21 protein-coding genes and 1 pseudogene are annotated in these 24,711 nt (G+C 70.2%); 12 read left to right on the top strand and 10 right to left on the bottom strand.

The genetic code is table 11. The annotated features are described in order from the left end of the window. Together ACWCOV_RS38075 and ACWCOV_RS38070 are read left to right on the top strand one after the other, a co-directional pair. On the top strand, window positions 1-432 hold a 432-nt coding region (locus ACWCOV_RS38075; RefSeq protein ID WP_449834236.1), incomplete at its 5' end, for an HAD-IA family hydrolase. Beyond that, window positions 429-2,801: a glycoside hydrolase family 65 protein gene (locus tag ACWCOV_RS38070; RefSeq protein ID WP_449834235.1), complete on the top strand. Its 2,373-nt coding sequence runs from the start codon at window positions 429-431 to the stop codon at window positions 2,799-2,801. The genes ACWCOV_RS38075 and ACWCOV_RS38070, both read left to right, overlap by 4 nt. A gap of 6 nt (window positions 2,802-2,807) precedes the next feature. Here ACWCOV_RS38070 and ACWCOV_RS38065 read toward each other — a convergent pair whose 3' ends face one another. The 3 genes from ACWCOV_RS38065 to ACWCOV_RS38055 all read right to left on the bottom strand — a co-directional run bounded on the left by ACWCOV_RS38065 (window position 2,808) and on the right by ACWCOV_RS38055 (window position 5,368). Continuing rightward, on the bottom strand, window positions 2,808-3,062 hold the full coding sequence (locus tag ACWCOV_RS38065; protein WP_449834234.1) for a GlsB/YeaQ/YmgE family stress response membrane protein: 255 nt from the start codon (window positions 3,060-3,062) through the stop codon (window positions 2,808-2,810). Window positions 3,063-3,162: 100 nt separating this feature from the next. Then, window positions 3,163-3,996 (bottom strand): hypothetical protein, encoded by an 834-nt coding sequence (locus ACWCOV_RS38060; protein ID WP_449834233.1) that lies wholly within the window; start codon window positions 3,994-3,996, stop codon window positions 3,163-3,165. Window positions 3,997-4,072: 76 nt separating this feature from the next. Further along, entirely contained in the window at window positions 4,073-5,368 is a 1,296-nt protein-coding gene (locus ACWCOV_RS38055) for an NTP transferase domain-containing protein (RefSeq protein ID WP_449834232.1), read from the bottom strand. A gap of 56 nt (window positions 5,369-5,424) precedes the next feature. Here ACWCOV_RS38055 and ACWCOV_RS38050 point away from each other — a divergent pair, with 56 nt between their 5' ends. The 6 genes from ACWCOV_RS38050 (at window position 5,425) to ACWCOV_RS38025 (ending at window position 11,358) form a co-directional block, all read left to right on the top strand. Then, window positions 5,425-5,838: a hypothetical protein gene (locus ACWCOV_RS38050; RefSeq protein WP_449834231.1), complete on the top strand. Its 414-nt coding sequence runs from the start codon at window positions 5,425-5,427 to the stop codon at window positions 5,836-5,838. 72 nt (window positions 5,839-5,910) lie between these two features. After that, entirely contained in the window at window positions 5,911-6,360 is a 450-nt protein-coding gene (locus ACWCOV_RS38045; RefSeq protein ID WP_449834230.1) for a cupredoxin domain-containing protein, read from the top strand. After that, window positions 6,357-7,679, top strand: a complete 1,323-nt coding sequence (locus ACWCOV_RS38040) for a hypothetical protein (protein WP_449834229.1) — start codon at window positions 6,357-6,359, stop codon at window positions 7,677-7,679. Before ACWCOV_RS38045 ends, ACWCOV_RS38040 begins: the two co-directional genes overlap by 4 nt. Before the next feature lie 53 nt (window positions 7,680-7,732). After that, complete coding sequence (locus ACWCOV_RS38035; RefSeq protein ID WP_449834228.1) at window positions 7,733-8,836, top strand: DNA glycosylase AlkZ-like family protein; 1,104 nt, start codon at window positions 7,733-7,735, stop codon at window positions 8,834-8,836. Between the two features lie 36 nt (window positions 8,837-8,872). Next, window positions 8,873-9,742 (top strand): hypothetical protein, encoded by an 870-nt coding sequence (locus tag ACWCOV_RS38030; protein ID WP_449834227.1) that lies wholly within the window; start codon window positions 8,873-8,875, stop codon window positions 9,740-9,742. Between the two features lie 152 nt (window positions 9,743-9,894). Next, window positions 9,895-11,358, top strand: a complete 1,464-nt coding sequence (locus ACWCOV_RS38025; RefSeq protein WP_449834226.1) for a ricin-type beta-trefoil lectin domain protein — start codon at window positions 9,895-9,897, stop codon at window positions 11,356-11,358. A 77-nt stretch (window positions 11,359-11,435) separates the two neighbouring features. On the opposite strand, the gene ACWCOV_RS38020 is transcribed toward ACWCOV_RS38025, so the two are convergent. The 3 genes and pseudogenes from ACWCOV_RS38020 to ACWCOV_RS38010 all read right to left on the bottom strand — a co-directional run. Beyond that, on the bottom strand, window positions 11,436-12,869 hold the full coding sequence (locus ACWCOV_RS38020; RefSeq protein WP_449834225.1) for an outer membrane protein assembly factor BamB family protein: 1,434 nt from the start codon (window positions 12,867-12,869) through the stop codon (window positions 11,436-11,438). An 87-nt stretch (window positions 12,870-12,956) separates the two neighbouring features. After that, window positions 12,957-16,121 (bottom strand): BTAD domain-containing putative transcriptional regulator, encoded by a 3,165-nt coding sequence (locus ACWCOV_RS38015; RefSeq protein ID WP_449834224.1) that lies wholly within the window; start codon window positions 16,119-16,121, stop codon window positions 12,957-12,959. A gap of 145 nt (window positions 16,122-16,266) precedes the next feature. Beyond that, a pseudogene (locus ACWCOV_RS38010) lies at window positions 16,267-17,052 on the bottom strand (DMT family transporter); the annotation flags it as partial. An 80-nt stretch (window positions 17,053-17,132) separates the two neighbouring features. On the opposite strand from ACWCOV_RS38010, the gene ACWCOV_RS38005 reads away from it, so the two are divergent. Then, entirely contained in the window at window positions 17,133-18,041 is a 909-nt protein-coding gene (locus tag ACWCOV_RS38005; protein WP_449834223.1) for a LysR family transcriptional regulator, read from the top strand. On the opposite strand, the gene ACWCOV_RS38000 is transcribed toward ACWCOV_RS38005, so the two are convergent. From ACWCOV_RS38000 to ACWCOV_RS37985, 4 genes are read right to left on the bottom strand one after another with little or no spacing between them, the layout of a single operon-like run. Then, window positions 18,026-19,738, bottom strand: coding sequence for a glycoside hydrolase family 13 protein (locus ACWCOV_RS38000; RefSeq protein WP_449834222.1), 1,713 nt, complete (start codon window positions 19,736-19,738; stop codon window positions 18,026-18,028). The genes ACWCOV_RS38005 and ACWCOV_RS38000 overlap by 16 nt on opposite strands. Beyond that, the gene (locus ACWCOV_RS37995; protein ID WP_449834221.1) at window positions 19,735-20,967 is read right to left on the bottom strand and encodes a glycoside hydrolase family 66 protein; all 1,233 of its coding nucleotides are present in this window, start codon (window positions 20,965-20,967) and stop codon (window positions 19,735-19,737) included. The genes ACWCOV_RS38000 and ACWCOV_RS37995 overlap by 4 nt, the downstream gene beginning before the upstream one ends. Further along, entirely contained in the window at window positions 20,937-21,257 is a 321-nt protein-coding gene (locus tag ACWCOV_RS37990) for a hypothetical protein (protein WP_449834220.1), read from the bottom strand. The genes ACWCOV_RS37995 and ACWCOV_RS37990 overlap by 31 nt, the downstream gene beginning before the upstream one ends. Beyond that, the gene (locus ACWCOV_RS37985) at window positions 21,254-22,279 is read right to left on the bottom strand and encodes a Gfo/Idh/MocA family protein (RefSeq protein WP_449834219.1); all 1,026 of its coding nucleotides are present in this window, start codon (window positions 22,277-22,279) and stop codon (window positions 21,254-21,256) included. The genes ACWCOV_RS37990 and ACWCOV_RS37985 overlap by 4 nt, the downstream gene beginning before the upstream one ends. Before the next feature lie 250 nt (window positions 22,280-22,529). On the opposite strand from ACWCOV_RS37985, the gene ACWCOV_RS37980 reads away from it, so the two are divergent. The 3 genes from ACWCOV_RS37980 to ACWCOV_RS37970 form a co-directional block, all read left to right on the top strand. Beyond that, the gene (locus ACWCOV_RS37980) at window positions 22,530-23,030 is read left to right on the top strand and encodes a superoxide dismutase family protein (RefSeq protein ID WP_449834218.1); all 501 of its coding nucleotides are present in this window, start codon (window positions 22,530-22,532) and stop codon (window positions 23,028-23,030) included. Window positions 23,031-23,103: 73 nt separating this feature from the next. After that, the gene (locus ACWCOV_RS37975; RefSeq protein WP_449834217.1) at window positions 23,104-23,418 is read left to right on the top strand and encodes a hypothetical protein; all 315 of its coding nucleotides are present in this window, start codon (window positions 23,104-23,106) and stop codon (window positions 23,416-23,418) included. Further along, window positions 23,375-24,711: sensor histidine kinase (locus tag ACWCOV_RS37970; protein WP_449834216.1), on the top strand; the 1,337-nt coding region annotated here is incomplete at its 3' end. The genes ACWCOV_RS37975 and ACWCOV_RS37970, both read left to right, overlap by 44 nt.

Genomic DNA, 24,711 nt, shown 5'->3' with positions numbered 1-24,711 from the left:
GCGAAGGTGGTCCTGGCGAGCTCGGCGAGCGCGTTGTCACCGGTGCTCGCGGCCCTGCGGTACCTGCAGGAGGTCGAGAAGGCCGGTCTGCGCCGGGCTGTGGTGTCCTCGAGCGCCAACACCCGCGAAGTGCTCGACGTCACCGGCCTTGCGCCGTACATCGAGGAAGTGGTGGACGGGGTGACGATCCGGACCGAGGGACTGCGCGGCAAACCGGCGCCCGACACGTTCCTGAGGGCGGCTCGGCTGTTCGGGCTCGATCCGGGCGAGGCGGCGGTGTTCGAGGACGCGCTGGCCGGCGTGGCCGCGGGCCGGGCCGGGGCCTTCGGGCTCGTGGTCGGCGTCGACCGGGTCGGGCAGGCCGAAGAGCTCATGGCGTACGGCGCGGACGTCGTGGTCCGTGACCTGGCGGAACTTCTGGAGGGCCGATGATCGACCGCGGGCACCACCCGATCGAGCCGTGGCGGCTGCGCGAGACCCGGCTCCAGCTGGACAAGCTGGCCCAGTCGGAGTCGTTGTTCGCGTTGTCGAACGGTCACATCGGGCTGCGCGGAAACCTCGACGAGGGCGAGCCGTACGCGATCCCCGGCACCTACCTGAACTCGTTCTACGAGCAGCGCCCACTCCCGTACGCCGAGGCCGGCTACGGCTACCCGGAGTCCGGCCAGACGCTGGTCGACGTCACCAACGGCAAGCTGATCCGGCTGCTCGTGGACGACTCGCCGTTCGACATCCGCTACGGCTACCTGAGCCACCACGAGCGCTCGCTGGACTTTCGCACCGGCATCCTGGAACGCGACGTGGACTGGACCTCGCCGGGTGGCAAGCGGATCCACGTCCGCAGCCGCCGGATGGTCTCGCTCACCCAGCGAGCCGTCGCCGCGATCGAGTACGTCGTCGAGCCGATCGACCAGCCGGCCCGGTTCGTGATCCAGTCCGAGCTGGTCGCGAACGAGACGCAGCCGAAGCTGTCCGACGACCCGCGGGTCGCGGCGGTCCTCGACAACCCGCTCAAGCCGGTCAGTCACGACGGTGGCGAGAACGGCGTCGTCCTGATCCACCGGACCACGCGCAGCCGGCAGCTGATGGCCGCCGCGATGGCGCACGAGGTCGACACCTCGGTGCGGTACGCGATGGACCTCGACGTCCGGGAGAACTGGGCGCGCTCGACGGTGATCTGCCAGCTGCAGCCGGGGGAGACCCTGCGAGTGGTGAAGTACCTGGCCTACGGCTGGTCGAGCCTGCGGACGGAGACGGCGATCCGGGACCAGGTCGCGGCGGCACTCGCCAGCGCACGGTTCTCCGGCTGGGACGGGCTGACCGGGCAGCAGGCGGAGTTCCTGGACGACTTCTGGGACGGCGCCGATGTCGAGGTGCACGGGCATCCCGAGCTGCAGCAGGCGGTCCGGTTCGCGCTGTTCCACGTGCTGCAGGCCGGTGCGCGGGCCGAGCGGCGGGCGATCCCGTCGAAGGGCCTGACCGGCGCCGGGTACGACGGCCACACGTTCTGGGACACCGAGGGCTTCGTGCTGCCGGTCCTGAACTACACGCTGCCCGATGCGGCCGCGGACGCGCTCCGATGGCGGCACTCGACGCTCGAGCTGGCTCGCGAGCGGGCCGCCGTACTGGGCCTGCGCGGCGCCGCGTTCCCGTGGCGGACGATCCGGGGCCAGGAGTGCTCGGGCTACTGGCCGGCAGGTACGGCGGCGTTCCACATCAACGCCGACATCGCCGAAGCGGTGATGCGGTACCACAACGCGACCCTGGACGAGGAGTTCCTCGAGGAGGTCGGGCTCGAGCTGCTGGTCGAATCCGCCCGGCTGTGGATGTCGCTCGGCCACCACGACCGGCACGGCCGCTGGCACCTGCCCGGGGTGACCGGCCCGGACGAGTACAGCGCGGTTGCCGACGACAACGTCTTCACCAACCTGATGGCCTGCCGCAACCTGCGAGCCGCCGCGGAGATCGCCGTACGGCATCCGGCCAAGGCGCGCGAGCTCGGCGTCGACAGCGAGGAGGAGGCCAGCTGGCGGGACGCGGCCGCTGCTGTGCACATCCCGTACGACGAGGAGCTCGGCGTCCATCCGCAGTCCGCCGGGTTCACCGGGTACGCCGAGTGGGACTTCGAGGAGTACAAGGACAAGTACCCGCTGATGATGCATGCGCCGTACTTCCAGCTGTACCGCAAGCAGGTGATCAAGCAGGCCGACCTGATGCTCGCGACGTACTGGTGCGGTGACTCGTTCACGCCGGAGGAGAAGGCGCGCAACTTCGACTACTACGAACGTCTGACCGTGCGCGACTCGTCCCTGTCGGCGTGCGTGCAGGCGGTGATGGCGGCCGAGGTCGGTCACCTCGACCTCGCCTACGACTACGCGTACGAGGCTGCGCTGATCGACATGCGGAACCTGCACCACAACACCGGCGACGGCCTGCACATGGCGTCACTGGCCGGCGCGTGGACCGCGCTGGTGGCCGGCTTCGGTGGGTTGCGCGAACGCGACGGCTGCCTGTGCTTCGATCCGGCGCTGCCGCAGGGCATGTCGCAGCTGGTGTTCTCGATCCGCTGGCGGGGTGCGCGGTTGAAGGTGGACGTCAACGGCGTCGAGGTGACCTACACGGTCCACGACGGCGCCAACTGCAGCGTTTCCTTCATGCATGCGGGTGAGGCGGTCACAGTCACGCCCGAGGAACCGGTCACCCGCCCGCTCAACAAACGCACCCCGCTGCTGCCCCGGCCCACCCAGCCGCCGGGCCGTGAACCGCGCTCAGCGCTGGCCCAGAACGGCCTCGGCGGCTGACGTCGCTCAGCGCTTGTTACGGGCCGAGAGGCTCTCGGCGGTGCCGACCAGCATCACCGAGGCGATGACGGCGACGACGAAGCCGAGGATGTTCAGCTCGAAGATGCCGCCGGTGCCGAGCAGGTTGGCGATGGTGCCACCGATCACGGACCCGGCCAGGCCCAGCAGCAGCGTGGCCAGCAGGCCGAGCTTCTGCTTTCCGGGCGTGAAGAGCCGCGCGAGCGCACCGATGATGAGTCCGGCAACGATGAAGCCGATCATGTTCTGTGTTCCTCCGAGTGTGGACTGACTACGTCCAGTGTCCGGCCCGGCGGGCCGTTCGGCAGCCCAGAACGACCCTGGTCGGACCCGGAGAAGGCCCTCAGCGGTGGGCCAGGGCTTCGAGAAGGGTGGAGTTCTCCAGGAGTCTCGGGGATCGTTCGAGGAGGTTCAGCAGGCGGGTGACGGTTTGCTGGGTGGTGCGTTCGCTGGTCGACAGCAGTGCCTTGAAGCTCGTCCGGCAGGCCGACTCACGGTCCAGGACCTGGGCGTAGAGCTCGATGTCGGGCAGGTCGGGTTGTTCCTTCAGCAGTTGCTGCGTGCCGCGCGCACAGGTCAGCAGGGTCCGGTTGACCTTCTGCGCCGACGGCTTGGAGCGGGCGTAGGCCTGGTCGGCGAGCGCCTTCACCAGGAAGTACTCCGCGCTGGTCGTCTTCTCGCGCAGGTAGCGCAGGCCTGCGACCTTGCCGACGTCGTCAGTGAGCCCGCAGACCGCCCACTGCGGCGGCACGATGAACACCTGGCTCTGCGGAATGCCCACCGGCAGTTCGCGCACCGTCTGGAGACCGCCGGCCCGGGTCACCGCGATCAGCGCGGCCCTCGACGCCGCGTCGGTCGGGTTGGCCGACGGCGCGGTGGTCACCCGGGTGGACCAGTCCGCGTCCGGTACGACGAGCACCGACAGGTTCCCGGTGTTCTTCAGCAGCAGCGACGTACCGCTGTCGTCCGTGCTGGCCTCCAGGAGCACGCCCTCGTCGCCCGCCACCGCCGGGAGCTCGAGGTCGGACCCCGAGCAGTCCGCCGCGGGCTTCAGCGTGGTGAAGGTCGGCACCACGATCGGTGGCGGCTCCGCGACGGATGTGTCCGCCTCCGGCCCGCAACTGGCCGCAGCCAGCACCATGATCGCTGCAGCAGCGATCCCCAACGCCCGAACCATCGAAATCCGCCCCCTGAGCCCGCGCAGGACCCACGCCACATAGGTCCCCACCCGCTTGCTACATCGTCAGCTACAACTAGGTGTTACGCAGGGCCCGCAACAACAGCACGACACCACGGACCGCATCGGCGTTTGCGGCGACCGCAACCGCGATGAGTCCCCACAGCGGAAAGCCCGCGATCGCGGAGATCGCGAAGATGAGCAGCCGGAACTCACGCCGGAACAGCAACCGTACGTCGGTGTCGCGCCCGACCGCATGCACGTAGGAGATGAGCAGACAACCAACCGCGGCAGCGAATCCCCACGCCCACGCGGTCAATGTGGCGCCGGTCGCCAAAACAAGCGCTAGAACGACGGCCAGATCGGCGTACCGATCCAGCAGCGTGTCCAGGGTCGCGCCATGCCGGGAAGCCTTTGCGCCGATCCGCGCGAGCTCACCGTCCACACCGTCAAGAGCAGACCCGAGTACGACGCCCAGCCCGCCGATGATCATCAGCAGCGTGTCGCCCGTCGCGACCAGGGCCGCGGCCGCGAGCGTGACGGCAAAGGCGAGGGCGGTCGCCACATCCGGTGCGAGACGGGTGTGCAGCAGCAAGCGGGTGAGCGGTCCGGAGATCCGCCGGTTGAGCACGCGGGCAACGACTCCATCGGTGGGCTTGGGGCCGTAGCGCCGCCACATGGACCGTTCAAGCGGTCGAATCGTTTCCGGTGTGTCCACATCGGCCCACAGACCCTGCACGTCGCGCGACTGCATTTCACAACCGTGCGCGAGCAGCTGCTGACGGAGCTCCAGCCACGACTCCCGTGGCCGGTAGTTCACCAGCAGCACGTCCTGTACGTCGATCACGGCCATCCCGGCGTCCACAGCGTCGTACTCGTCGAGGTCGGGACCGAGGCCGACGACGGATCCGTCGTCCCGCAGCCGGACCCGGTTCGGCCGCGTGCCGCTCGGGGCGATCGCCGGCTGACCTGACCGGTCCACGGCCGCGACGTTGCCGGCCGGCGTCTCGATCAGCCGCCGGACGTCGTCCGCCTCGAACACGTGGTCGCCCAGCACCACCAGGCAGCGCCGGTCGCCGATCACGCTGAGACCGGTCAGCACCGAGGACGCCGAACCGCTCTCCCAGTCGTGGTTGACCACCACCTCGACCGGCAGGTCGCGGACCTTGATCGCGGCGATGACGTCGTCGGCGCGGTAGCCGAGCACGACCACCACACGCTCGATCCCGGCCCGGCGAAGCACGCGGACGGAACGCTCCAGCAGGCTGGTGCCGCCGACGCGGCGTAGCGCCTTCGGCTGGTCCGACCGCATCCGGGAACCCCGGCCGGCCGCGAGCACCAAGGCCACCCGCACCGCGTTGTCCCTGCCCACACCGAACCTCCCCTCGCCCACACCAGGATGCCTCAGGGCCGCTACCCTGTGCGGTGATGAACATGGCGCGACAGCTGCTGCGCTCCCTGGTGTTGCTGGGAGCGCTGCTTGGCGTGTTCGCGCTGCACGGGCTGAGCGACCTGTCGCCGGAACCGCCCGCGGAGGTCCCGGCCGCCTCGGTGGCGACCGTCCTGCCGCTGGATCCGCATGGCGTGATGGAACGGCTCGAGCAGGTCGCCATGGGCGCGCCGGACACGCTGGCAGTCGACCCTGTGAACCACAAGCACGCGCTGCCGTGCCTAACCTTCGCGGCCGGCTCGTTCCTGCTTCTGCTGGCCGTCGGCCTGTTCCTGCGCCGCGTGCGGTTCGCCGAGGCGCCACGCCTCGCCACGGTGACGCTGGCACCACCACGCCGCCGCGTGGCTTCCGAAGCTCCTGATCTGACCAGGCTCTGCATTCTGCGAACGTGACGTCCGCCTGACGCCGTCCTCACGTGCGTGAGCTCTTCACGCATGCCCTCTTTCTCCCGAAAGGACGCCGCTGTGCGGCTCTCACTTCGCGGCATCGCTGCCGCCTGCCTGTTCGCTCTTGCCCTGACCAGCTGCGGGAACGCCGAGACACCGGCCGCCTCGTCGACCCCCACGCCCACCCCGACCCCCACACCCGCTGCGCCGATCACGCCGACTGCCAAGCCCAGCGCCGTACCGACGAAGACTCCTGCCAGTACGGCGGACGTCACCGTTGACGTGTCGATCGCCGGTGGCAAGGTCTCGACCGGGTCGGCAGTAGTCAAGGCGAAACCCGGCCAGACGGTCCGGATCAACGCGGTCAGCGATGTCGCCGACTCGCTGCACGTACACGGCTACGACAAGACCCTGGACCTGAAGCCGGGCAAGCCCGGATCGCTCGAGTTCGCCACCTCGACCAAGGGAATCTTCGAGGTGGAGACCCACGAAACCGGCAAGCTCCTCTTCAAGCTGCAGGTGTCGTGATCGCGCACCTGCTTCCGCTGCACGGGATCGGGGGTCGGCAGGACCTGCCGATCCCGTTGGGGTTCGCTGTGGCCGGTGCGGGGGTCGCGATCACGTTGTCGTTCGTGATCCTGGCCGTCGCCTGGCGCACCCCACGCTACCGCGGCGCGACGTCCGGTACGGCGTTGCCGTCCGCGCTGGCCAACACCCTGGACGCGCCGTGGTTGCGATGGGCGATCCGGCTGTTCGGGCTGGCGGCGTTCCTGTACGCGGGGATGGCGTTGCTGGCCGGGGCGGACCGGCTGACGAACCCGATCTTCGGGTTCGTCTACATCCTCGTGTGGGTCGGCCTGGTCCCGGTGTCACTGCTGCTGGGACCGGTGTGGCGGACGCTGAACCCGCTGCGGACGGTGCACCTGCTGGTCTGCCGCCTGCTGCGACACAACCCTCGCCAAGGCCTGCTGGAGTTGTCGCCCCGCGTCGGGCTGTGGCCTGCCGCGGCCGGGATCTTCGCCTTCGCCTGGCTGGAGCTGGTCGCGCCGGACCGGGCGACGCTGCTCGTCCTGCAGACCTGGCTGGCGCTGTACGTCGTCTACGTCCTGTTCGGCGCGGTGCTGTTCGGGGACCGGTGGTTCGCCTCCGCGGACCCGTTCGAGGCCTATGCGACGTTGATGGCCAAGCTCTCGCCCTGGGGCCGTCGTACCGACGGAGCGATCGTCGTACGGCGTCCGCCAGAGAACCTGGACAGCCTGACGCCCCGCCCCGGCCTGGTCGGCCTGGTCGCGACGCTGCTCGGGTCGACGGCGTACGACGGCTTCTCCCGCAGCACCCTGTGGATCGCCTGGGCGCAGAACTCGGGCTACTCGCAGACACTGCTCGGCACGCTGGCCCTGGCCGGCTTCGTCGTCTTCGTGCTGGTGACGTACTCGGCGGCGACCGTGCTGGCCGGGCGGATGTCGTCGCGGGCCGCGCTGCCGGGCATGTTCGCGCACTCGGTGGTGCCCATCGTGCTCGGGTACGTCGTCGCGCACTACTTCACGCTGCTGGTGCTCGAAGGTCAGCGCACGCTGATCCTGCTCAGCGACCCGCTCAGCAACGGCTGGAACGTGTTCGGCACCGGCCTGCTCGGGGTGAACGCGGGCCTGACCAACTACCCGGCGGCGATCGCGACCATCCAGGTCGGCGCCGTGGTCGCCGGCCACCTGCTGGGCGTCGTATCCGCCCACGACCGCGCCGTCGCCCTGTTCGCCCGCGGCAAGGCCCTCGCAGGCCAGATCCCCCTGCTGGTCGTCATGGTCGCCTACACCGTCGGCGGCCTCCTCCTACTGTTCTCCGCTTGATTCCGAAGAGGTTCCACATGTGATGTCGGTGGGGTGGCTTAGCCTCGGGTGTTGTGGCTGTGCATGAGCTTTCCCGGCAGGACGCGCGGCGGATCGCCGTACAGGCCCAGGTGCTCACGAGTGAGCGGCCCGAGGACCTGTTCGACATGGTCCGGCGGCTGACGGTCGTGCAGTACGACCAGACGGCCGCGGTCGCGCCGAATGCCGATCTGGTTGCGTGGAGCCGGCTCGGGTCGTCGTACTCGCCGAGTGAGCTGGTCGAGGCGCTGGAGACACAGGCTCTGGTGGAGTTGCGGGGGTTCGTACGACCGAGTGAGAGTCTGGCGCTGTTCCGGGCCGAGATGGAGGAGTGGCCGGGGAGCGGGCCGTTGCTCGACTGGCAGGAGTACCGCCGGGACTGGGTGAAGGCCAACGAGGGATGCCGTTTGGACATCCTCGAGAGGCTCCGGCAGGACGGGCCGCTGATCATGCGCGAACTGCCGGACACCTGCGTGAAGCCGTGGAAGTCGTCGGGCTGGACCAACAACCGCAACGTGTCCCAGCTGCTCGAGTTCATGCTGCAGCGCGGCGAGGTGGCGGTCGCCGGCCGCGACGGGCGGGACCGGCTGTGGGATCTCGCCTCGCGGGTCTACCCGGACGAGCCCGCCGTACCGGTCGAGGAGGCGAAGCGGATCCGGGACGAGCAGCGGTTGCGGTCGCTCGGCATCGCGCGCGCCAAGGGCCCGGCCTGCCCGGGTGAGCCGCTCGACGTCGGGCCGGCGGGGGAGGAGGCCGTGGTCGAGGGCGTCCGCGGCAAGTGGCGGGTCGACCCCACCCTGCTGGGTCAGCGTTTCTCCGGGCGTACGGCGTTGTTGTCGCCGCTGGACCGGTTGGTCTACGAGCGGAAGCGGCTCGCCGAGCTGTTCGAGTTCGACTACCAGCTGGAGATGTACAAGCCGGCCGCGCAGCGTCGCTGGGGCTACTTCGCGCTGCCGATCCTGCACGGCGACCGCCTGGTCGGGAAGGTCGACGCCACCTCCGACCGGAAGGCCGGTGTGCTCCGCGTCGACGCGGTCCACGAGGACGAGCCGTTCGGCAAGAGCCTCGCTGCCGCCGTCCGGCGCGAACTGAAGGATCTGGCGAAGTGGTTGCAGTTGGAGCTCATCCTGGCCAACTAGCGGTCTAATGGAGGTGGGTGCGGGGAGGCTGGTCAGATGGCGCCGGGACCAGGGTCGGAGCAGCAGCGGCAGGGCATGCGGCCGGTGGCAGTGATCACGTCGGCCGTGGTGGTCACGCTGCTCTCCGCGCTGCTCGCCGGACTCGCCGTCCTGTACTTCGGCGGCAATCCCAGTTCGACCGGGCAGAGCGCCGTACCGCTGCCGGGTGCGTCCGTCCGGCCGTCGCCCACGGACGCCACCACGTCGACCCCGTCGCCCGCGGCGCCCTCGCCGACCAGGCAGGTGCCGCCGGGGACGCAGCCCTTCCGGTACCAGCCGCTGTGGCCGTTCGCGTCGGTGGCCGAGGCGGGCGAGTGGCAGCGGGACTACCGTGACAACGGCCGGCAGCCGTGGCACCTGGACGCGGACGAGACCGCGCTGTCCTTCACCACCGGCTTCCTCGGGTTCACCGAGATCGACCGGGTGGTCGACCGCTCGATCGAGGGCGACGAGGCCTGGATCTCGGTCGGCTACGACTCCGAGGAAGGGCAGGGGAGTGTCGCGGCGGTGCTCCACCTCGCCCGGATCGGCCAGGGCGAGGACGCGCCCTGGGAGGTCGTCGGCTCCCGCGACAGCATGCTCACCCTCGAGCGGCCGCGGTACGCCGCCCGGGTGAGCTCCCCGATCACCGTCGGTGGCCGGATCACCGGTGTCGACGAGTCGATCCGGGTCGACGTCCGCCAGGCCGGCTCCGAGAGGCCGCTCGGCTCGTCCTGCTGTGTCCCGGGCGGCGGCCAGAAGCAGCCCTGGTCGACCCGGGTGAGCTTCCGGGGAGCAGCCGAGGGAGCGGTCACCGTGGTGGCCTCGACCGGCGGGCATGTGCAGGACGTCGAGCGGTTCGCGATCACCGGCGTTCGGGTGGGATAGGACGTCCTCGGTCTGGATGTGACGCCGGTCACATCTCATGTTGACGCAAACATCGGCCATTGACGGGCGCCCGTGTTTACGTAAACATCACCGCGATACGCAAACGCGGCGTCCGGGGCCGCCGCCCGCTCGTGAGGATCGGAGAGAGTCGCGTGAGATCAACTGCTGGGCGTATAGCCGCTGCGGCACTGGCCGCGTCGGCGGTGGTCGCCGCCGTGACGGTGCAGGCCGGAGCGTCGACGACCACGGACGCCGGGACCACCACCGCCACCACGGCCGCCACCGCCGGGTACACCGGGCCCAAGGGGACGAGTGAGTTCCGCGGCGTCAACTGGGCGGACCCCCGGGACAACTACGCCGACGACGAGGTGGTCCCGTCCGGCCTGAGTACGGCGGACTCGTACGCGACGACGTACCAGAAGGCGACCGGCATCGTCGGCGAGTTCCGCAAGGAGCTCAAGGCCAACACGATCCGGCTGCCGATCAACCCGTCCAGTGTCGGGACGGCCTGGTGGACGTCCTACCGGGGTGCGATCGACGCGTCGGTGGCGAACGGCTTCAAGGTCATCCTCAGCTACTGGGAGGCCGACAACGCCAAGGACGGCCGGGTGGACGACCCGGTCAAGTACGCCGCCATGTGGGACACGGTGGTCAAGGCGTACGGCAAGAACGCGCGGGTGTACTTCGAGCCGATGAACGAGCCGTTCGGCTACTCGCTGAACGAATGGGTGTCGGTCACCACCGGCTGGATCGCCCGGCACCCGAGCGTGCCGCGCGGCCGGATCGTCATCTCCGGGACCGGCTACAACGACAACGTCACCGGCGTCGGCGCGGAGCCCAAGCTGGACGGGACCCTGCTGTCGCTGCACTTCTACGGCTTCTGGGCCTCCGACGAGAACGAGGCGGCCTGGCTGGCGAACCTGCGGCCGCGGATCGGCGACTACGGCTGGCGGACGATCATCGACGAGGCCGGCTCGCCGATGACGATCGGGCTGAACTACGGCAACCACGAGGGCAACGTCTACACGTCGTACCTTGCCGCCCTGACCCAGGTCGCGCGTGAGCAGAGCATGGGCATCGTCTACTGGCCGGGCCTGCGCAACGGCGACTCGTACTCGATGACGACCCAGGTCGGACCGAACGACCTGCAGGTCAACAGCCAGAGCGGTCTCGCGCAGTTGTGGTGGGGCTGGGGCCTCCTGAGGGACGAGCCGAGCAACGACCTTCCGCCGGCGCCTCCAGGCGAGCCGATTCGCGGCGTGGCCAGCAACCGGTGCGTCGACGTCCCCGGCTTCTCGACCACCCCCGGTACGGCGCTCGACCTGTGGGACTGCAACAACGGCGGCAACCAGTCGTGGAACTACACGGCCGACAAGCAGCTCACCGTCTACGCGGACAAGTGCATGACGGCCGGCGCGGCCGGTGCCCTGGTCACCATCGAGAACTGCTCCGGTGCGGCAAACCAGGCCTGGAACGTCAACACCGACGGAACCATCACCAGCGTCGCCAGCCCCGACCTCTGCCTCGACGCCGCCGGCGCCGGAACCGGCAACGGCACCCCGGTCGACGTCTGGTACTGCAACGGCGCCGACAACCAGAAATGGACACGCTCCTAGCCCCCCGCCGCAGGCGCCTCCCGGCCACCCCGGGAGGCCCCTGCGACGACGCCCGCTTCGGCCTCTGGCTGTTCGGCCTACTTGAAGACGACCGTGGCTGCGTAGCCGGCGTCGCGGGAGGTGGGTTGGACGCGGAAGAAGGCGAGGTGGCCGTTGTGCCAGTCGACGGTGCCTAGGTCGGGGTACTGGGCGATGTCGGTGCCGCCTGGGCGGGTGAGGGACTTGTCCACTTTCGGCGTCTTGGCGAGTGCGGTCATGGTGCCGGTCTTGCGGTCGACGCGGACCAGGGCTCCCGGGGCGTCCTTGGTGGGCAGGAGGTAGACGAGTGGGTGGCCTTCCGCGTCCAGGCCCAGGGGTTCGGTGACCTTGGCCGTGAGGTTCCACTCGGAGCGCCACAGGGCGTTGCCGGTGGCAACGTCGTACGCCTCGATGCCGTTGCGCTGCTGCAGGTACAGGGTGCCGTCGGAGACGACGTGGCGGGAGCAGTCGTAGAGGCCGTCGCCGCCGGCGGGCTCGCAGGGATCCGTTGCCGTCCGGACTTTCAGGTCCACGACCTCCTGGTGCTTGCCGGTCCGGGGATCGACTCGCCAGACCTCCTTCACACCGCTCGGGTGCAGCACCCGGATGAGCAGCGGGTCGACCGAGAGCACGCCGACGAGGGAGATCTGGCGCTTGCCTTCCGCCGGCAGGTTGTACTGCCACAGGGTCTTGCCCGCGGCATCGAACCCGAGCAGGTGGCGCTTCTCGTCGCCGACCCGGGAGCAGTTCCGGTACGCGAGCCCGATGGCGCCGATCGCGTCGTAGTGGGTGCTGAAGCACTTGGCCTTCGGGCTCGGGTCCTGGATCACCGCGCCGTTGGCCAGGCTGAAGATGTGGCCGCCCTTGTTGGTCGGGACGTAGAGCCGCTCGCCGAGGATCACCGGCCGATGGTCGTACTGCGGGAAGTCCGTGAGCAGACCCTTCGACGGGCGCTCCTGGGCGGCGGGCTCCAGCTCCTTCGACCACACCACCTTGCCGCTGGCCAGATCGACGACGGTGAGCCGCCGGCAGCCGTCCTTCCGGGTCCCTTGCAGTACGGCGACGTACCCCTTCGCGGACTGTTGTTTCGACGATCCGCAGAAGTGGTTGTCCGGCACGTTCACGGCGTACACCTGCTTGCCGGCCGCGAGGTCGTAGCCGACGAGCTGGCCCTGCAGCTCGCGGACCAGCAGCTTGTCGGTCCACCACCGCGCCCCGAGCAGGTCGCTGCCTTCCTTCGGGATGTAGTTCGACGGGAACCGCTCCTTCAGGACGTACCCGAGCTCCTTGTCGAGGTTGTCGAGCCGCGTGCCGGCGAGACCGAGCGGCACGCGGTAGTAGTACAGCGCGCCGGCCGCGCCCACCAGCAGAACAACCAGGATCAGGACGAGGGCGACGACGCCACCTGTCTTCTTCGGCTTCTGCTGGGTCGGCGGCGGAAAGCCGTAGTAACCAGGTGGGGGACCAGGTGGTGGAGGCTGAGCGTAGGACACAGCGGGACGCTAACCGCCGTCGCGGAGCGCCCGACAGGACCGGAAAGCGCCTGGAAAGCCACCAGAAAGCGGCTTCCCGGATGCTGGTCACATGGCCAGCATCCGCCGTACCCTCACCGCTTCGGGACAGCCGTAGGTCTCGAACATGGTCAACGCCTCCCGCAGTTTCTCGTGGTCCGACCTGGCCTCGCCCAGCAGCCGAAGGGCCCGCGCCCGCCCGAGAAAATGACCGGTTCGCTGATGGATCGTCAACGCTTCCTCAGCTCGCCCGACCGCGTCCTGCGGCCGTCCCAACGCCGACTCGACCCGCCCGAGCGTCAGGACCGCCCCGGCCAGGAGGCCTGGTGCCCACCGCCAGCTTCGGGCGATGTCGAGCGCCTCGACGGCATGGGCTTGCGCGTCCGCGAGGTTGCCCGCCGCCAGCTCGGTCTCGGCCAGCCCGCGGGCGGCCTGGGTACGCCGTTCCAGCACACCGCCGAGGTCGGCGAGCTCGACCGCGTGCTCGAACTCCGCGCGGGCGTCCTCGAGATCGCCCGCGCCGAGATGGCTGAGGCCGAGGTGGTAGTGACAGAGACTGCGGGTCGACGGCTCGCCGAGATCGTGCGCGGACCGAGTGGCAGCCGAAGCTTGCTCGAATGCTTCGCGGGGGCGTCCGGTGTCGCGGTAGAACGTGGCTCGGTAGATGCGCAGCTTGTGCAGGTTGAACCGGTCGCCGGAGCTGGTGACCGCAGCGTCGGCTCGTTCGATCAGGTCGTCGAGACCGTCGAGCTGGCCGAGCATGGCGCGGGTCCGGATCAGTTCGGGCAGCGCGAGCGCGGTCAGCCGGTCCCCGGCATGGTCCGCCATGCCGAGGATCTGCTCCCACTGCCGCGCGGCCCGGCCGAGCTCGCCGCGCATGATGGCGATCAGACCGAGGTTGCCCAACGGCTGTGCCCGGGCCATCTTGTCACTGCCCGGGACGTCGAGCGCGCGGGCGAGATACTGCTCCGCGACGTCGAGGTCACCCCTGAACTGGTACACGATCGCGGCGGAGTTCAGGCAGTAGGTCAGCAGGGCAGGGTGACCTACCTGCTCTGCGTGCTCGAGGGCCTCGACCAGAAGGTCGGTGTCGACGGGGAGATCGAACCGGTGCCGCACCATGCTGCGCTCCGCGAGCATGTTCGCGAGTGCGTGCCGATCACCCGCCGCTCGGGCGGCCGCGATCCCGCTGTCCGCCATCGCGTGAATGTCGCGGATGTATCCCTGCTCGGCCATCCGGGTCATCAGACCCACCGAGAGGTGCCACGTCCAGTGCGCGTGCTCCGGGTTCCCGGCGGCGGTCTTGACCGCGGCGGCGATGTTGAGGAACTCGGCCCGCATCCAGAGAATGGCGGCCCGGGCATCGTCGAAGCCGATCTCGGGGATCGCCTCGGGCAGCGGGGGAGCCGGTGGATGCCGCCGAATCGAGGCCATCGTCGCGGCGGCCGCCATCTTGCCTTGGTAGTACCAGGCGAAGAGGCGTTCCAGTACGTCGGCACGCGCGTCGCCGGAGTCCTCGGACTCGGCCCGGCGGCGGGCGTCGTCGCGGAGCAGGTCGTGGAACCGGTAGCGACCGGGGGCGTGTTCTTCGAGCAAGTGGGCCGCGGTGAGCTTGCGTACGGCCGCCCGCGCCGCGGCCGGCCTGGTCCGGCTCAGGGCGGCGACCGCGTCGACAGTGAAGTCGAGGCCGGGGACTAGGCCGAGGTGGCGGAACAACTGGCGGGTCGCGGGGTCGAGGCGCTGGTAGGAGAGGTCGAAGGCAGCCGCGACGGCGGAGTGTTCGTCGTCCGGCAACGCGAGCACGGACGAGCCGTGTTCCTCGAGCTCGGCGACGTAGTCGGCGAGCGTGCGGTGTGGCTCGTCAGCCAGTTGCGCGGCGGCGATGCGGAGAGCCAGCGGGAGGCCGGCGCAGGCCTCGATGAGGGCGGCTGCCTGGTCGGGCTCGGCGGACAGGCGGCCGGCGCCGACCAGGCGGGTCAACAGCGCGTGGGCGGCGTCGGAGGGGAGTTCGCCGACGCCGATGCGGTGGGCGCCTTCGCGGGCGATCAGGCCGGGCAGCTTGTTCCGGCTGGTGATCACGGTCAGGCAGCCGGAGGTTGCCGGCAGCAACGGACGGACCTGCTCGGCGGAGGCCGCGTTGTCGAGCAGGACGAGCAGCTTGCGGCCGTTCAGCAGCGAGCGGTACTCGGCGGTGGCGTCCGCGACGGACTCCCAGGCCCGGTTGGAGTCGGCGCCGAGCCCGCGGAGCAGCTGTCCGACCGCGGTCAGCGGATCGAGTGCCGGACCGGTCGCATGCCCACCCAGGTCGATGTAGAGCTGGCCGTCGCCGAATCGGTCGGCGACCTGGTGCGCGTACTGCAAGGCCAGACCGGTCTTCCCGATCCCGGCCATCCCGGTGAGCAGCACCACGCCCTCGAGCGCGTCGAGCTCGTCCAGCTCGTCCTCCCGGCCGAAGAACGCGCCCGGTGACGGCGGCAGTTGGCTCGGACGGATCGCGGCGGCCGGCACGACTGGTGCCGGGGCCGTCGCCGGAGCCGCGAGATCGAGCTTCGGGTCCTCGATCCGGATGGCCTCGCCCAGCTCACGCAGCTCCCGGCTCGGCTCGGCTCGCAGCTCCTTCGCGAGTCGCTGGCGCGCGGCCCGGTACGCGACCTCCGCACGGGTCCGTCGCCCGGACCGGTACAGCGCCAGCATCTGCTGGCCGATGAACCGCTCCCGCAACGGATACTCCGCGACCAACTCGGTCAGCTCCGGCACGATCTCCCGCGCCCGGCCGCGAGCCAGCTCAGCCTCGAACAGCTCCTCGTACGCGACCAGCCGGGCCTCGGCCAGCCGTTTCGCCTCCGGTCCGACCACCTCGGTCTCGTCGATGTCGGCGTACGGCGCATCCCGCCACAACGCCAGCGCCTCCCGGAACAGCGCGACGGCGTGGTCGAGGTCGCCGGCCCCCGCCGTACGGCGTGCCTCGTCGTGCAGGCGGCTGAACACCTCGGCGTCGAGCTCGTCCGGTTCGACGGTGAGCAGGTAGCCGCCGGGGACGCTGAGCAGCCGGTCAGGGCTGTCCAGGATCTGGCGCAGCCGGTACACGTGGACCTGCATGCTGTTCCCCGGCCGCTGCGGGACCGCCGCTCCCCAGAGCGCCTCGGCCAGCACGTCCGCCGGCACCGGCCGGCCGGCGCGCACGAGCAGGACTGCCAGCAGCCGTCGGCGCAGCTCCGAGATCGGCCCAAGCACCTGTCCGTTGTGGACCACTCGCACTGGCCCGAGTACCTCGAAGCGCATCCCCACCTCCCCAGGAGCCCCCATCATCGGGCATGAGAGGTCCACCCTGTGTGCGGTGTGTCCGCTCAATGGACTGCCCCCAGGTGGTCCCGGCCAGCATCAGCACGGCGCCGATCGCCGCCGGCACGGTGAGCCGCTCGCCGGCCAGGAGGATGCCGATGGCAACGGCCCAGACGGGTTCGGTGCCGAGCAGCAGGCTGGCCCGGCTGGCCGAGGTGCGCTGCACGGCCCAGGTCTGGGCCAGGAACGCGAAGACGCTGCAGAAGAGCGCGAGGTAGACCAGTTGCAGCCAGGTGCCGACACCGGCGTCGGTGGGCAGGTGACCGACGGCCGGTCCGGCGAAGAGCGCCGTACCGACGACGGTCTGGACGGCCGTGACCTGCACGGGCCGGAGGTCGGTGGCGAGCCGGCCGACCAGCGCGACGTGCGCGGCGCGGACGACGGCGGCGGCGAGCATGAGCAGGTCGCCGATACCGGGCGCGTGCAGGCCGTTGCCGGACATCAGCAGGCCGACCGCGACGATGCAGAGCCCGGCGGCGAGGAAGAACCGCGGTGGCAGCCGGCGCCGGTCCAGCAACGGGGTGAGGACGAGCGTCAGGCTGATGATCAAGCCGGCGTTGGCCGCGGTCGTGTGCGTGACGCCGTACGTCTCGAGCACCAGGACAGCCGCCTGGCTCAGGCCCAGCAGCCCGCCGACCTTGAGCTCGCGGCGGCTGACACTCCTGACGAAGAGCAGCAGCGCGACCGCGGAGATGCCGTACCGCAGGAACAGCACGGTCAGGACCGGCACGGATCCGGTCGCCGTCTTGGCCGCGAGATAGCTCGAGCCCCACACGATGGCGACCAGCAGCAGGACGGCGTCGGTACGGCGGGAGGCGAGCACGGATCCACGGTGCGGCCAGACGACGTTGAAGCCAAGTACCAACTTCTTAAGCAACCCTGTAGCAGTTCTACAGTGTTGGTATGGACGAGCGACAGTTGCGGGTGCTGCGGGAAGTCGGCGAGCTGGGAAGTGTGACCGCGGCCGCCGAGGCGTTGCTGGTGACGCCGTCGGCGATCTCCCAGCAACTCCGGCTGCTGCAGCGGTCGATCCCGGTGCCGTTGACCGAACGCGACGGCCGCCGTGTCGTCCTGACCGCGGCCGGTCGCGCGCTGGCCGGCGCGGCCGCGGACGTGGAGAGCGCGCTGGCCCGGGCGCGGCACACTGTCGACGATTTCATCGAGCAGCCCGGCGGAGTCGTCTCCGTCGCTGCCTTCCACAGCGCGGCCGCGACCTTCTTCCCGTTGATCCTGCGCGCCGACGCCGCGCCACAGCTCAGCCTCCACGACGAGGACGTCCCGCAGGACGAGTTCCCGCTGCTCACCCGCGAGTACGACGTCGTCCTGGCGCACCGCCTCGACCACGGCGCCGCGTGGCCGCGCACGGTCGCCGTCACCTCACTGCTGCACGAACCACTCGACGTCGCCCTGCCCATCGACCATCCGCTGGCGGCGAAGCGTCAGCTGTCGCCGCGCGACGTGGCCCACGAACCCTGGATCACGGTCCACGACGGCTTCCCCCTGATGGCCACCATCGAGGCCATCGGCGCCGCCGCCAACCATCGCCTCGACCTGGTCCACCGGATCAACGAGTTCACCGTCGTCGCCGAGGTGGTCGCCGCGGGCGCCGGCATCGCGTTGATGCCGCGCTGGACCGCCCGCCGCCATCCCGCTGTCGTCCTCCGGCCGTTGCGCGGCGTCCACGGCCGCCGTCATATCGACGCCCTGCACCGCCCCGAACGCACCGCTCGCAAGGCAGTCCGCACGACGCTCACGAACCTCCAGCGCGCCGCCACGACGATCCGGCAGGACGACCCTCAGGTAGGGCGGTAAACCGTCCCCTCCCATGGTTGGAGGAGCGAGGGTGCCGGGTCGGCGACGTTGCTGACGACCACGTCACCGGTCAAGGCGAGCTCGTCCAGCCGGACCGGGTCGCTCGAGAAGTTCCCGAGCACGACCAGCTCCGTGTCACCCAGCCGCCGGCTGAACGCGTACACCACCGGGTGGTCCGGCAGCAGCATCGTGAAGGTGCCGTGGGCAACCACCGGCTCGGTGTGCCGGAGCTTGATCAGCCGGCGGTAGTGGTGGAACACCGAGTCCGGGTCGGCCAGCTCGGCGAGCGCGTTGATCTCCTGGTGATTCGGGTTGACCGCGATCCACGGCGTACCGTCGGTGAACCCGGCCTGCGGGCTGGCGTCCCACTGCATCGGGGTGCGGGCGTTGTCCCGGCTGTGCGAGCTCATCGACGCGACCACGGCCGCCGGGTCCGCACCGGCGGCGACCGCGGCCCGGTAGTGGTTCAGCGACTCGATGTCGCGGAAGTCCTCGATCGCCGACCACGGCGCGTTCGTCATCCCGAGCTCCTCGCCCTGGTAGACGTACGGCGTGCCGCGGTGCAGGTGCAGCACCGTCGCGAGCATCTTCGCGGACCGGGCCCGGTACTGGCCGTCGTCGCCGAACCGGGAGACGATCCGCGGCTGGTCGTGGTTGTCCCAGTAGAGGCTGTTCCACCCGCGCTCGGCCAGCCCCGCCTGCCAGCGGCCGAGCGACGCCTTGAGCAGACCGAGGTCGAACGGCACCGGGTCGAACTTGCTCGTCCCGTGGTCGATGTTCACGTGCTCGAACTGGAACACCATGTCGAGCTCGCCGCGGTCCGGGTCGGTGAACAGCTTGGCCTCGTCCACCGTCACCCCCGGCATCTCGCCGACGGTCAGCAACCGACCCGGCCCGCCGGCGAAGACCTCGCGGTGCATCTCCTGCAGGTACTCGTGGATCCGTGGTCCGGACAGGTAGTGCTCGGTTCCGCCGTACAGCCCGCCGGGCTGGACGTGCCCGTCGGGCAGCCGCGGATCCTTCGAGATCAGGTTGATCACGTCCATCCGGAACCCGTCCACGCCACGGTCGAGCCACCAGCGCATCATCGCGTACACGGCCGCGCGGACGTCCGGGTTGTCCCAGTTGAGGTCGGGCTGCTTGGGGGAGAACAGGTGCAGGTAGTACTCGCCCGTCACCGGATCGAGGTCCCAGGCCGGACCGGAGAACCACGAACCCCAGTTGTTCGGCTCCGCACCGGGGTCGCCGGCCCGCATCCCGTCCCGGGCCGGGCGCCAGAAGTACCAGTCCCGCTTGGGGTTGTCCACCGACGACCGGGACTCGACGAACCAGGCGTGCTCGTCGGAGGTGTGGTTCACGACCAGGTCCATCACCAGCTTCATCCCGCGCGCGTGCACCCCTGCGAGCAACGCGTCGAAGTCCGCCGGCGAGCCGAACACCGGATCGATCGCGGTGTAGTCGCTGATGTCGTACCCGTTGTCGTCCTGCGGCGACAGGTAGATCGGGGACAGCCAGATGACGTCGACACCGAGCTGCGCGAGGTAGTCGAGCCGGCTGGTGATCCCGGCCAGGTCGCCGATCCCGTCACCGTCGGAGTCGGCGAAGCTGCGCGGGTAGATCTGGTACACCACAGCGCTCTTCCACCACGCCTCCTGCCCGGTCGCTACGTGCGGCGTGAGCTCGGTGCGGGTCGTCATACGGTCTCCTTCGCAGGCACGTGGTCGACGAGGACGAGTTGCCAGACGTGCGGGGCAGGCAACTCGGCAACGGCGTGATCGCCGTCCATGCGGACCGGCACGTCGACCAGTCGCGCCGACCGATCGGGGTCCGCCACCCGGACCCGCGGGAGCCCAGAACCGGTACGGCGTACGCGCAGCAAGCCGGGCCCGGTGTCGCCAGGGGTTTCGCGTGCCGCGTCCCACAGGGTGTCTCGTTGGCCGGTCAGGTTGATGAGGTGCACGACAACCCGGTTCCCAGCTTGGACGACGCGACGCCAGACGCCACCCGGAGTAGCTGTGTCAGTCACGGGGGCGTCCGAGTAGGTCACGTCGCAGTCGTCGTTGTAGGTGCTGGTGTAGGAGCCGGTCACGTCGGCCAGTTCGTTCGGCATGAGCAGCTCGACGTGCTCGACCAGGAAGTCGTACCAGCGCTTCAGCAGTGCCAGTGTCGACTCGGCGGCCGGGTGGTTGCGCACGTAGTACGGGTCGACCAGGATCCGGTCGGCCTCGCCGGCGAGCAGGTGGGTCGCGCCGTGCGAGAACAGCGTGGCCATCGTGAACGCGGTCGCCAGGTCGGACTGGTCGGCGGGTGCGCTGTCGTAGACGTGCTGGTACGCGGCGACGACCACGGGTTTGTCACCGCGCGCCCGCCGTACCTGTGGAGCGTGCGCGGTCCGCCAGGTCGGGAAGTCGTTGACGTTGTTGAAGACCAGTTGCGCTTCGGGCAGCGCCTGCCGGACCTGCCCGATCATCGTGACGAACGACTCGGCGACGTCGACGACGGCTCCGTCCGGGCGGACCGCACGCTTGGGGTAGCCGTACTGGTCCAGGTGAAAGCCGTCGAAGCCGACCTCGTCGACCGCCTGCCGCAGGTCCTTGGTGAAGTGGGCGAGCCAGGTGGGCTCGGCCGGATCCAGCAGGAACAGGAAGTCGCCCAACGCGTACGGCCGGCCCTGCGGATCGAGAAGCGCCAGTTGCTCCCAGCTCGGCCACTCCGCGGTGCCGACCGCGTACACGGCGGCGTAGCCGTAGCTTCGAGCGCCCACCTCGTGGCAGGACTCGACCAGCCCGCGGACGGTGCCTAGGGCAACTGGTTGGCCGAGCGCGTCCTCGTACTCCTCGCCCCCTCCGAGCAGATCGGCATGCCGGTACGCCCAGTCGTAGAACTGCACGCCGGTCAGGTGCAGCCGCCGTACGTTGTCGGCCACCGCGGCGACGTCACGGCCGGGGGAGCAGGACGCGACGAACCCGTACCGCAGGCTGCCCGCGCACCGACCTCGACCGCAGTCCGGAGTACGCCGTCAGCCGTCACGACCTCGACGCCGTACCCACCAAGCGGCAGCGTCCCGAGGTCGAGCTGCCCGGTGCCGGTCACCTCCCGGACGCGCTCACCGAGGTGCCAGACCGTGGCGGTCGTGGGTCCGCTGATGCGTGCCTCGACGACGACTGGTTCGTCCGGGGCGAAGCGGACCCGGCTTGGCAGTAGCTCGGCGGTCATCGCACCGCCACGTCGATCGGCACACCGGTCAGGGCGGACTCGATCGCTGCATAGGTGATCGCGAGGCTGCCGAGGTTGTCCCGTCCCGTCGTCTCCGGCGCCCGGTCCTCGCGCACCGACGCCGCGAACTCGGTGAGGCTGCCGGCCCGATCCGTGGCGGTCAGCTCCGGCAGCGCCACGACACTCTCCTTGCCGGTGGTCCGAATCCGGGCCGACTCGACGACGCCGGGCTCCGAGCCGTCCGGTCGACTCGTCCACCAGACCTCGCCGTGCTCGAACTCCATCCGCCACTCACCACCCCACGCGGTGACCGGCCCCGAGCTGACCCAGCTGCCGCGATAGCTCACGATCGGGCCGTCCCGGAAGGTGATCACCGCGGCGCCGGCGGGCGGACCGCCGTACCCGTAGCCGTCCGGGTGCCACGTGCGGCAGTAGACCTGCTCGGGCTCCCGCCCGGTGACCGCGCGCATCAGGTCGAAGTGATGGATCGACATGTCGCCGAGCAGCGGGTCCGTGAGCACCGGGCGCCCGGTCGGCGCAGTCCGCCGTACGCCGGTCCGCCGGAAGTCGACCGCGATCGAGACGAGCTCACCGAGCGTCCCCTCGCGCACGATCTCCCGTACGGCGTGCACGGCCGGCTGGAAGCGGTAGTTCTGGCTGACCATCACGGTCAGGTCGAGTCCCTCGGCGTACTCGACGAGCGCCGTTGCCTCCGCGATCGACGGCGCGAACGGCTTCTCGACCAGCACCGGGAGACCGGCCGCGAGCGCGGTACGAGCGGCCGGGACGTGGCCGGGCAGGTTGGCGGTGATCAGCACCGCGTCCGGACTCGTCGCCCGGATCGCCTCGTCGATGTCGGTGAAGCACAGGTCACGGCGGGCGATCCCCGCGTCGACCACGGCCGCGAGCGACGCGGGCAGCATGTCGACGTAGCCGACGGGCTTGACGTCCGGCACCTCCGGTACGACGGTCGCCGCCCAGTCCCGGCCCCAGCCGCCCATGCCGATCTGCAGAAGTCGCATCCGTAACTCTCCTAATCCTTGACTGCGCCGGCGGTGAGGCCGGAGACGAAGTGGCGTTGCCCGAGAACATAGACCGCGATCACCGGGACGATCGCGATGGTGGACCCGGCCCCCACCGCCCGCCGCACCGCCTCCTAGTTCACCCGAGCGAGCCGGCGCAGGACCGCTACTGTAGGTGCTGACGGCAACAGTCGTCGGCACTGTCACCCGCCCGCGACGGTTCCGGTTCTGAGGAATTCTCGAGGGAGTCATGACGGTAGTTCTCGCGGCGGCGCTGTCCGCTGGTCTTGTGCTCGCGCCGTCGGCCGAAGTGGTCACCGCGCACGACAAGCTGAGTGATCTGGCCCCGGCCGCGGCCGGGCCGTTCGATCACGCTAGTGCGCTGGCTGTCCTGGTGTCAGCCGACAGTTCGACGCTGGCGATTCTCCAGGTGCGGGGGATCGAGCGTTCGGCTGCCGGCCGGTCGTTCGGAGCTCACCTGCATGCCGGGCCCTGCGTCGCTGGTGACGGCGCGGCGGCCGGGCCGCACTACAACACGGACACCGTCGCCGGGAAGGTTCCGCCGCGGGTGAACCCGAGCACGGAGGTCTGGCTCGACTTCACGGTCAGCCCGTCCGGCGCCGGCAACGCGATGACCGTCGTACCGTTCACTCCGCTGCCGGGCAACCGCTCGATCGTGATTCACGAGAAGCCGACCGACCACCACGGCGCAGCCGGAGCCCGCCTGGCCTGTCTGCCGGTGTCGTGGTGACGAGGCTCCGAAGATGAGAAATCTGTAATCTTCGGCTCATGTGGGTCTTGGAGTGGGGCCGCAGGGTGTGAGGATGCGGTCTCCACGGGTGGTGTACGGGTTTGTCGCCGGGGTGCTGGTGGTGGCCGGGTTCGTGCTGCCCCGGTACTTGGCGGAGCGGTCGTCGCCCGAGCTGGGGGAGACGGTGGTGGTGCCGGTGTCGTCGACCGCCCAGCCGACCACGCCAACCTCGTCACCAACCCCGACGGTCGCACCGAAACCTACGCCGGCCAAGCCGACGGTCGGTGGGACCACGGGGGCCGAGCCGGTGTCGCCGGCGCCGGCGCGGAGCGCTGGGGACGACGATGACGACGACCTGGTGGACGACCCGGACGACGACGATGGGTGATGGCCGGCGACGGCCGGTGGTCAGCGCCCGGGTGCGGATCATCGGCTGGATGTTCGGCGTGCTCGCGCTCGCGCTGTCCGCACTCGTCTTCCTCACCTGGCAGGTCCTCGCGACCCGCGCCGACGCCGCCGCGGACGACGAGCTCACCCACGAGGCGAACAAGTTCCGCGCGTTCGCCAAGTCCCAGACCGCCGCATCCTTCACCAAGCCCGAGGCGCTGCTGGACCGCTGGCTGCAGAGCAACCTGCCGGACGACTCCGAGGCGTTCTTCACGATCGTCGACGGCCGCGAGTACCACCGCAGCCAGGGCACCCCACCCGCCCGGCTCGACACCGACGCGGCCTTCGTACGGCGGCTCGCCGACACGACGGAACCATCGTACGGCTGGGTCGACAGCCCGGCCGGAAGAGTCCGGTACGGCGTGATCCCGGTGCAGATCGGGTCCCAGCCGCAGCGCGCGCAGCTGGTCATGCTCGAGTTCCGCGACGTGATCGCCAAGCCGTCGATGGATGCCGCCCGCGCGCTGGTCACCATCGGCGCGATCACGCTGGTCCTGGCCGCCGGCGCCTGCTGGCTGGTCACCGGCCGGGTGCTCGCGCCGATCCGGCAGCTGCGCACCACCGCCGAGCGGATCAGTGACACCGACCTCCGCCGCCGGATCGAGGTCGTCGGCAACGACGACGTCGCCCAGCTGGCGACCACGTTCAACACGATGCTCGACCGGCTGGAGGACGCGTTCACGGCCCAGCGTGAGTTCGTCGACAACGCCGGCCACGAGCTGCGGACGCCGATCACGGTGATCCGCGGCCACCTGGAACTGATGGGCGACGACCCGCGCGACCGCGACGAGACCAAGGCCCTCGTGCTGGACGAGCTGGCCCGGATGAACCGGATGGTCGACGACCTGCTGGTGCTGGCCAAGAGCGAGCGCCCCGACTTCCTCGAGTACGGCGAGGTCAACCTGACCGAGCTCGTGGTCGAGGTGGTCGCGAAGGCGCGCCCGCTGGCCGACCGCTCCTGGCGGGTGGCCGCGACCGCCGACGCGACGATCGTCGCCGACGGTCAGCGCCTGACCCAGGCCCTGATGCAGCTGGTGTCCAACGCGGTCCGGCATACCGCGACCGGCGACCGGATCGAGGTCGGATCGCACCTCGACGCCGACGGGAGCGTCCTGCTGTGGGTGGCCGACTCCGGTCCGGGGGTGCCGCCGGCGGACCGCGAGCGCATCTTCGAGAGATTACGCCGCCACCGCCGAGCTCGAGGACGGGTCTCCCCGCTTCGTCTGGTCGCCCG

The organism is Kribbella sp. NPDC002412, assembly GCF_053592935.1.
The sequence above is the reverse complement of the archived record's forward strand: the minus strand, read 5'-3'. Positions and strand labels throughout refer to the sequence as shown.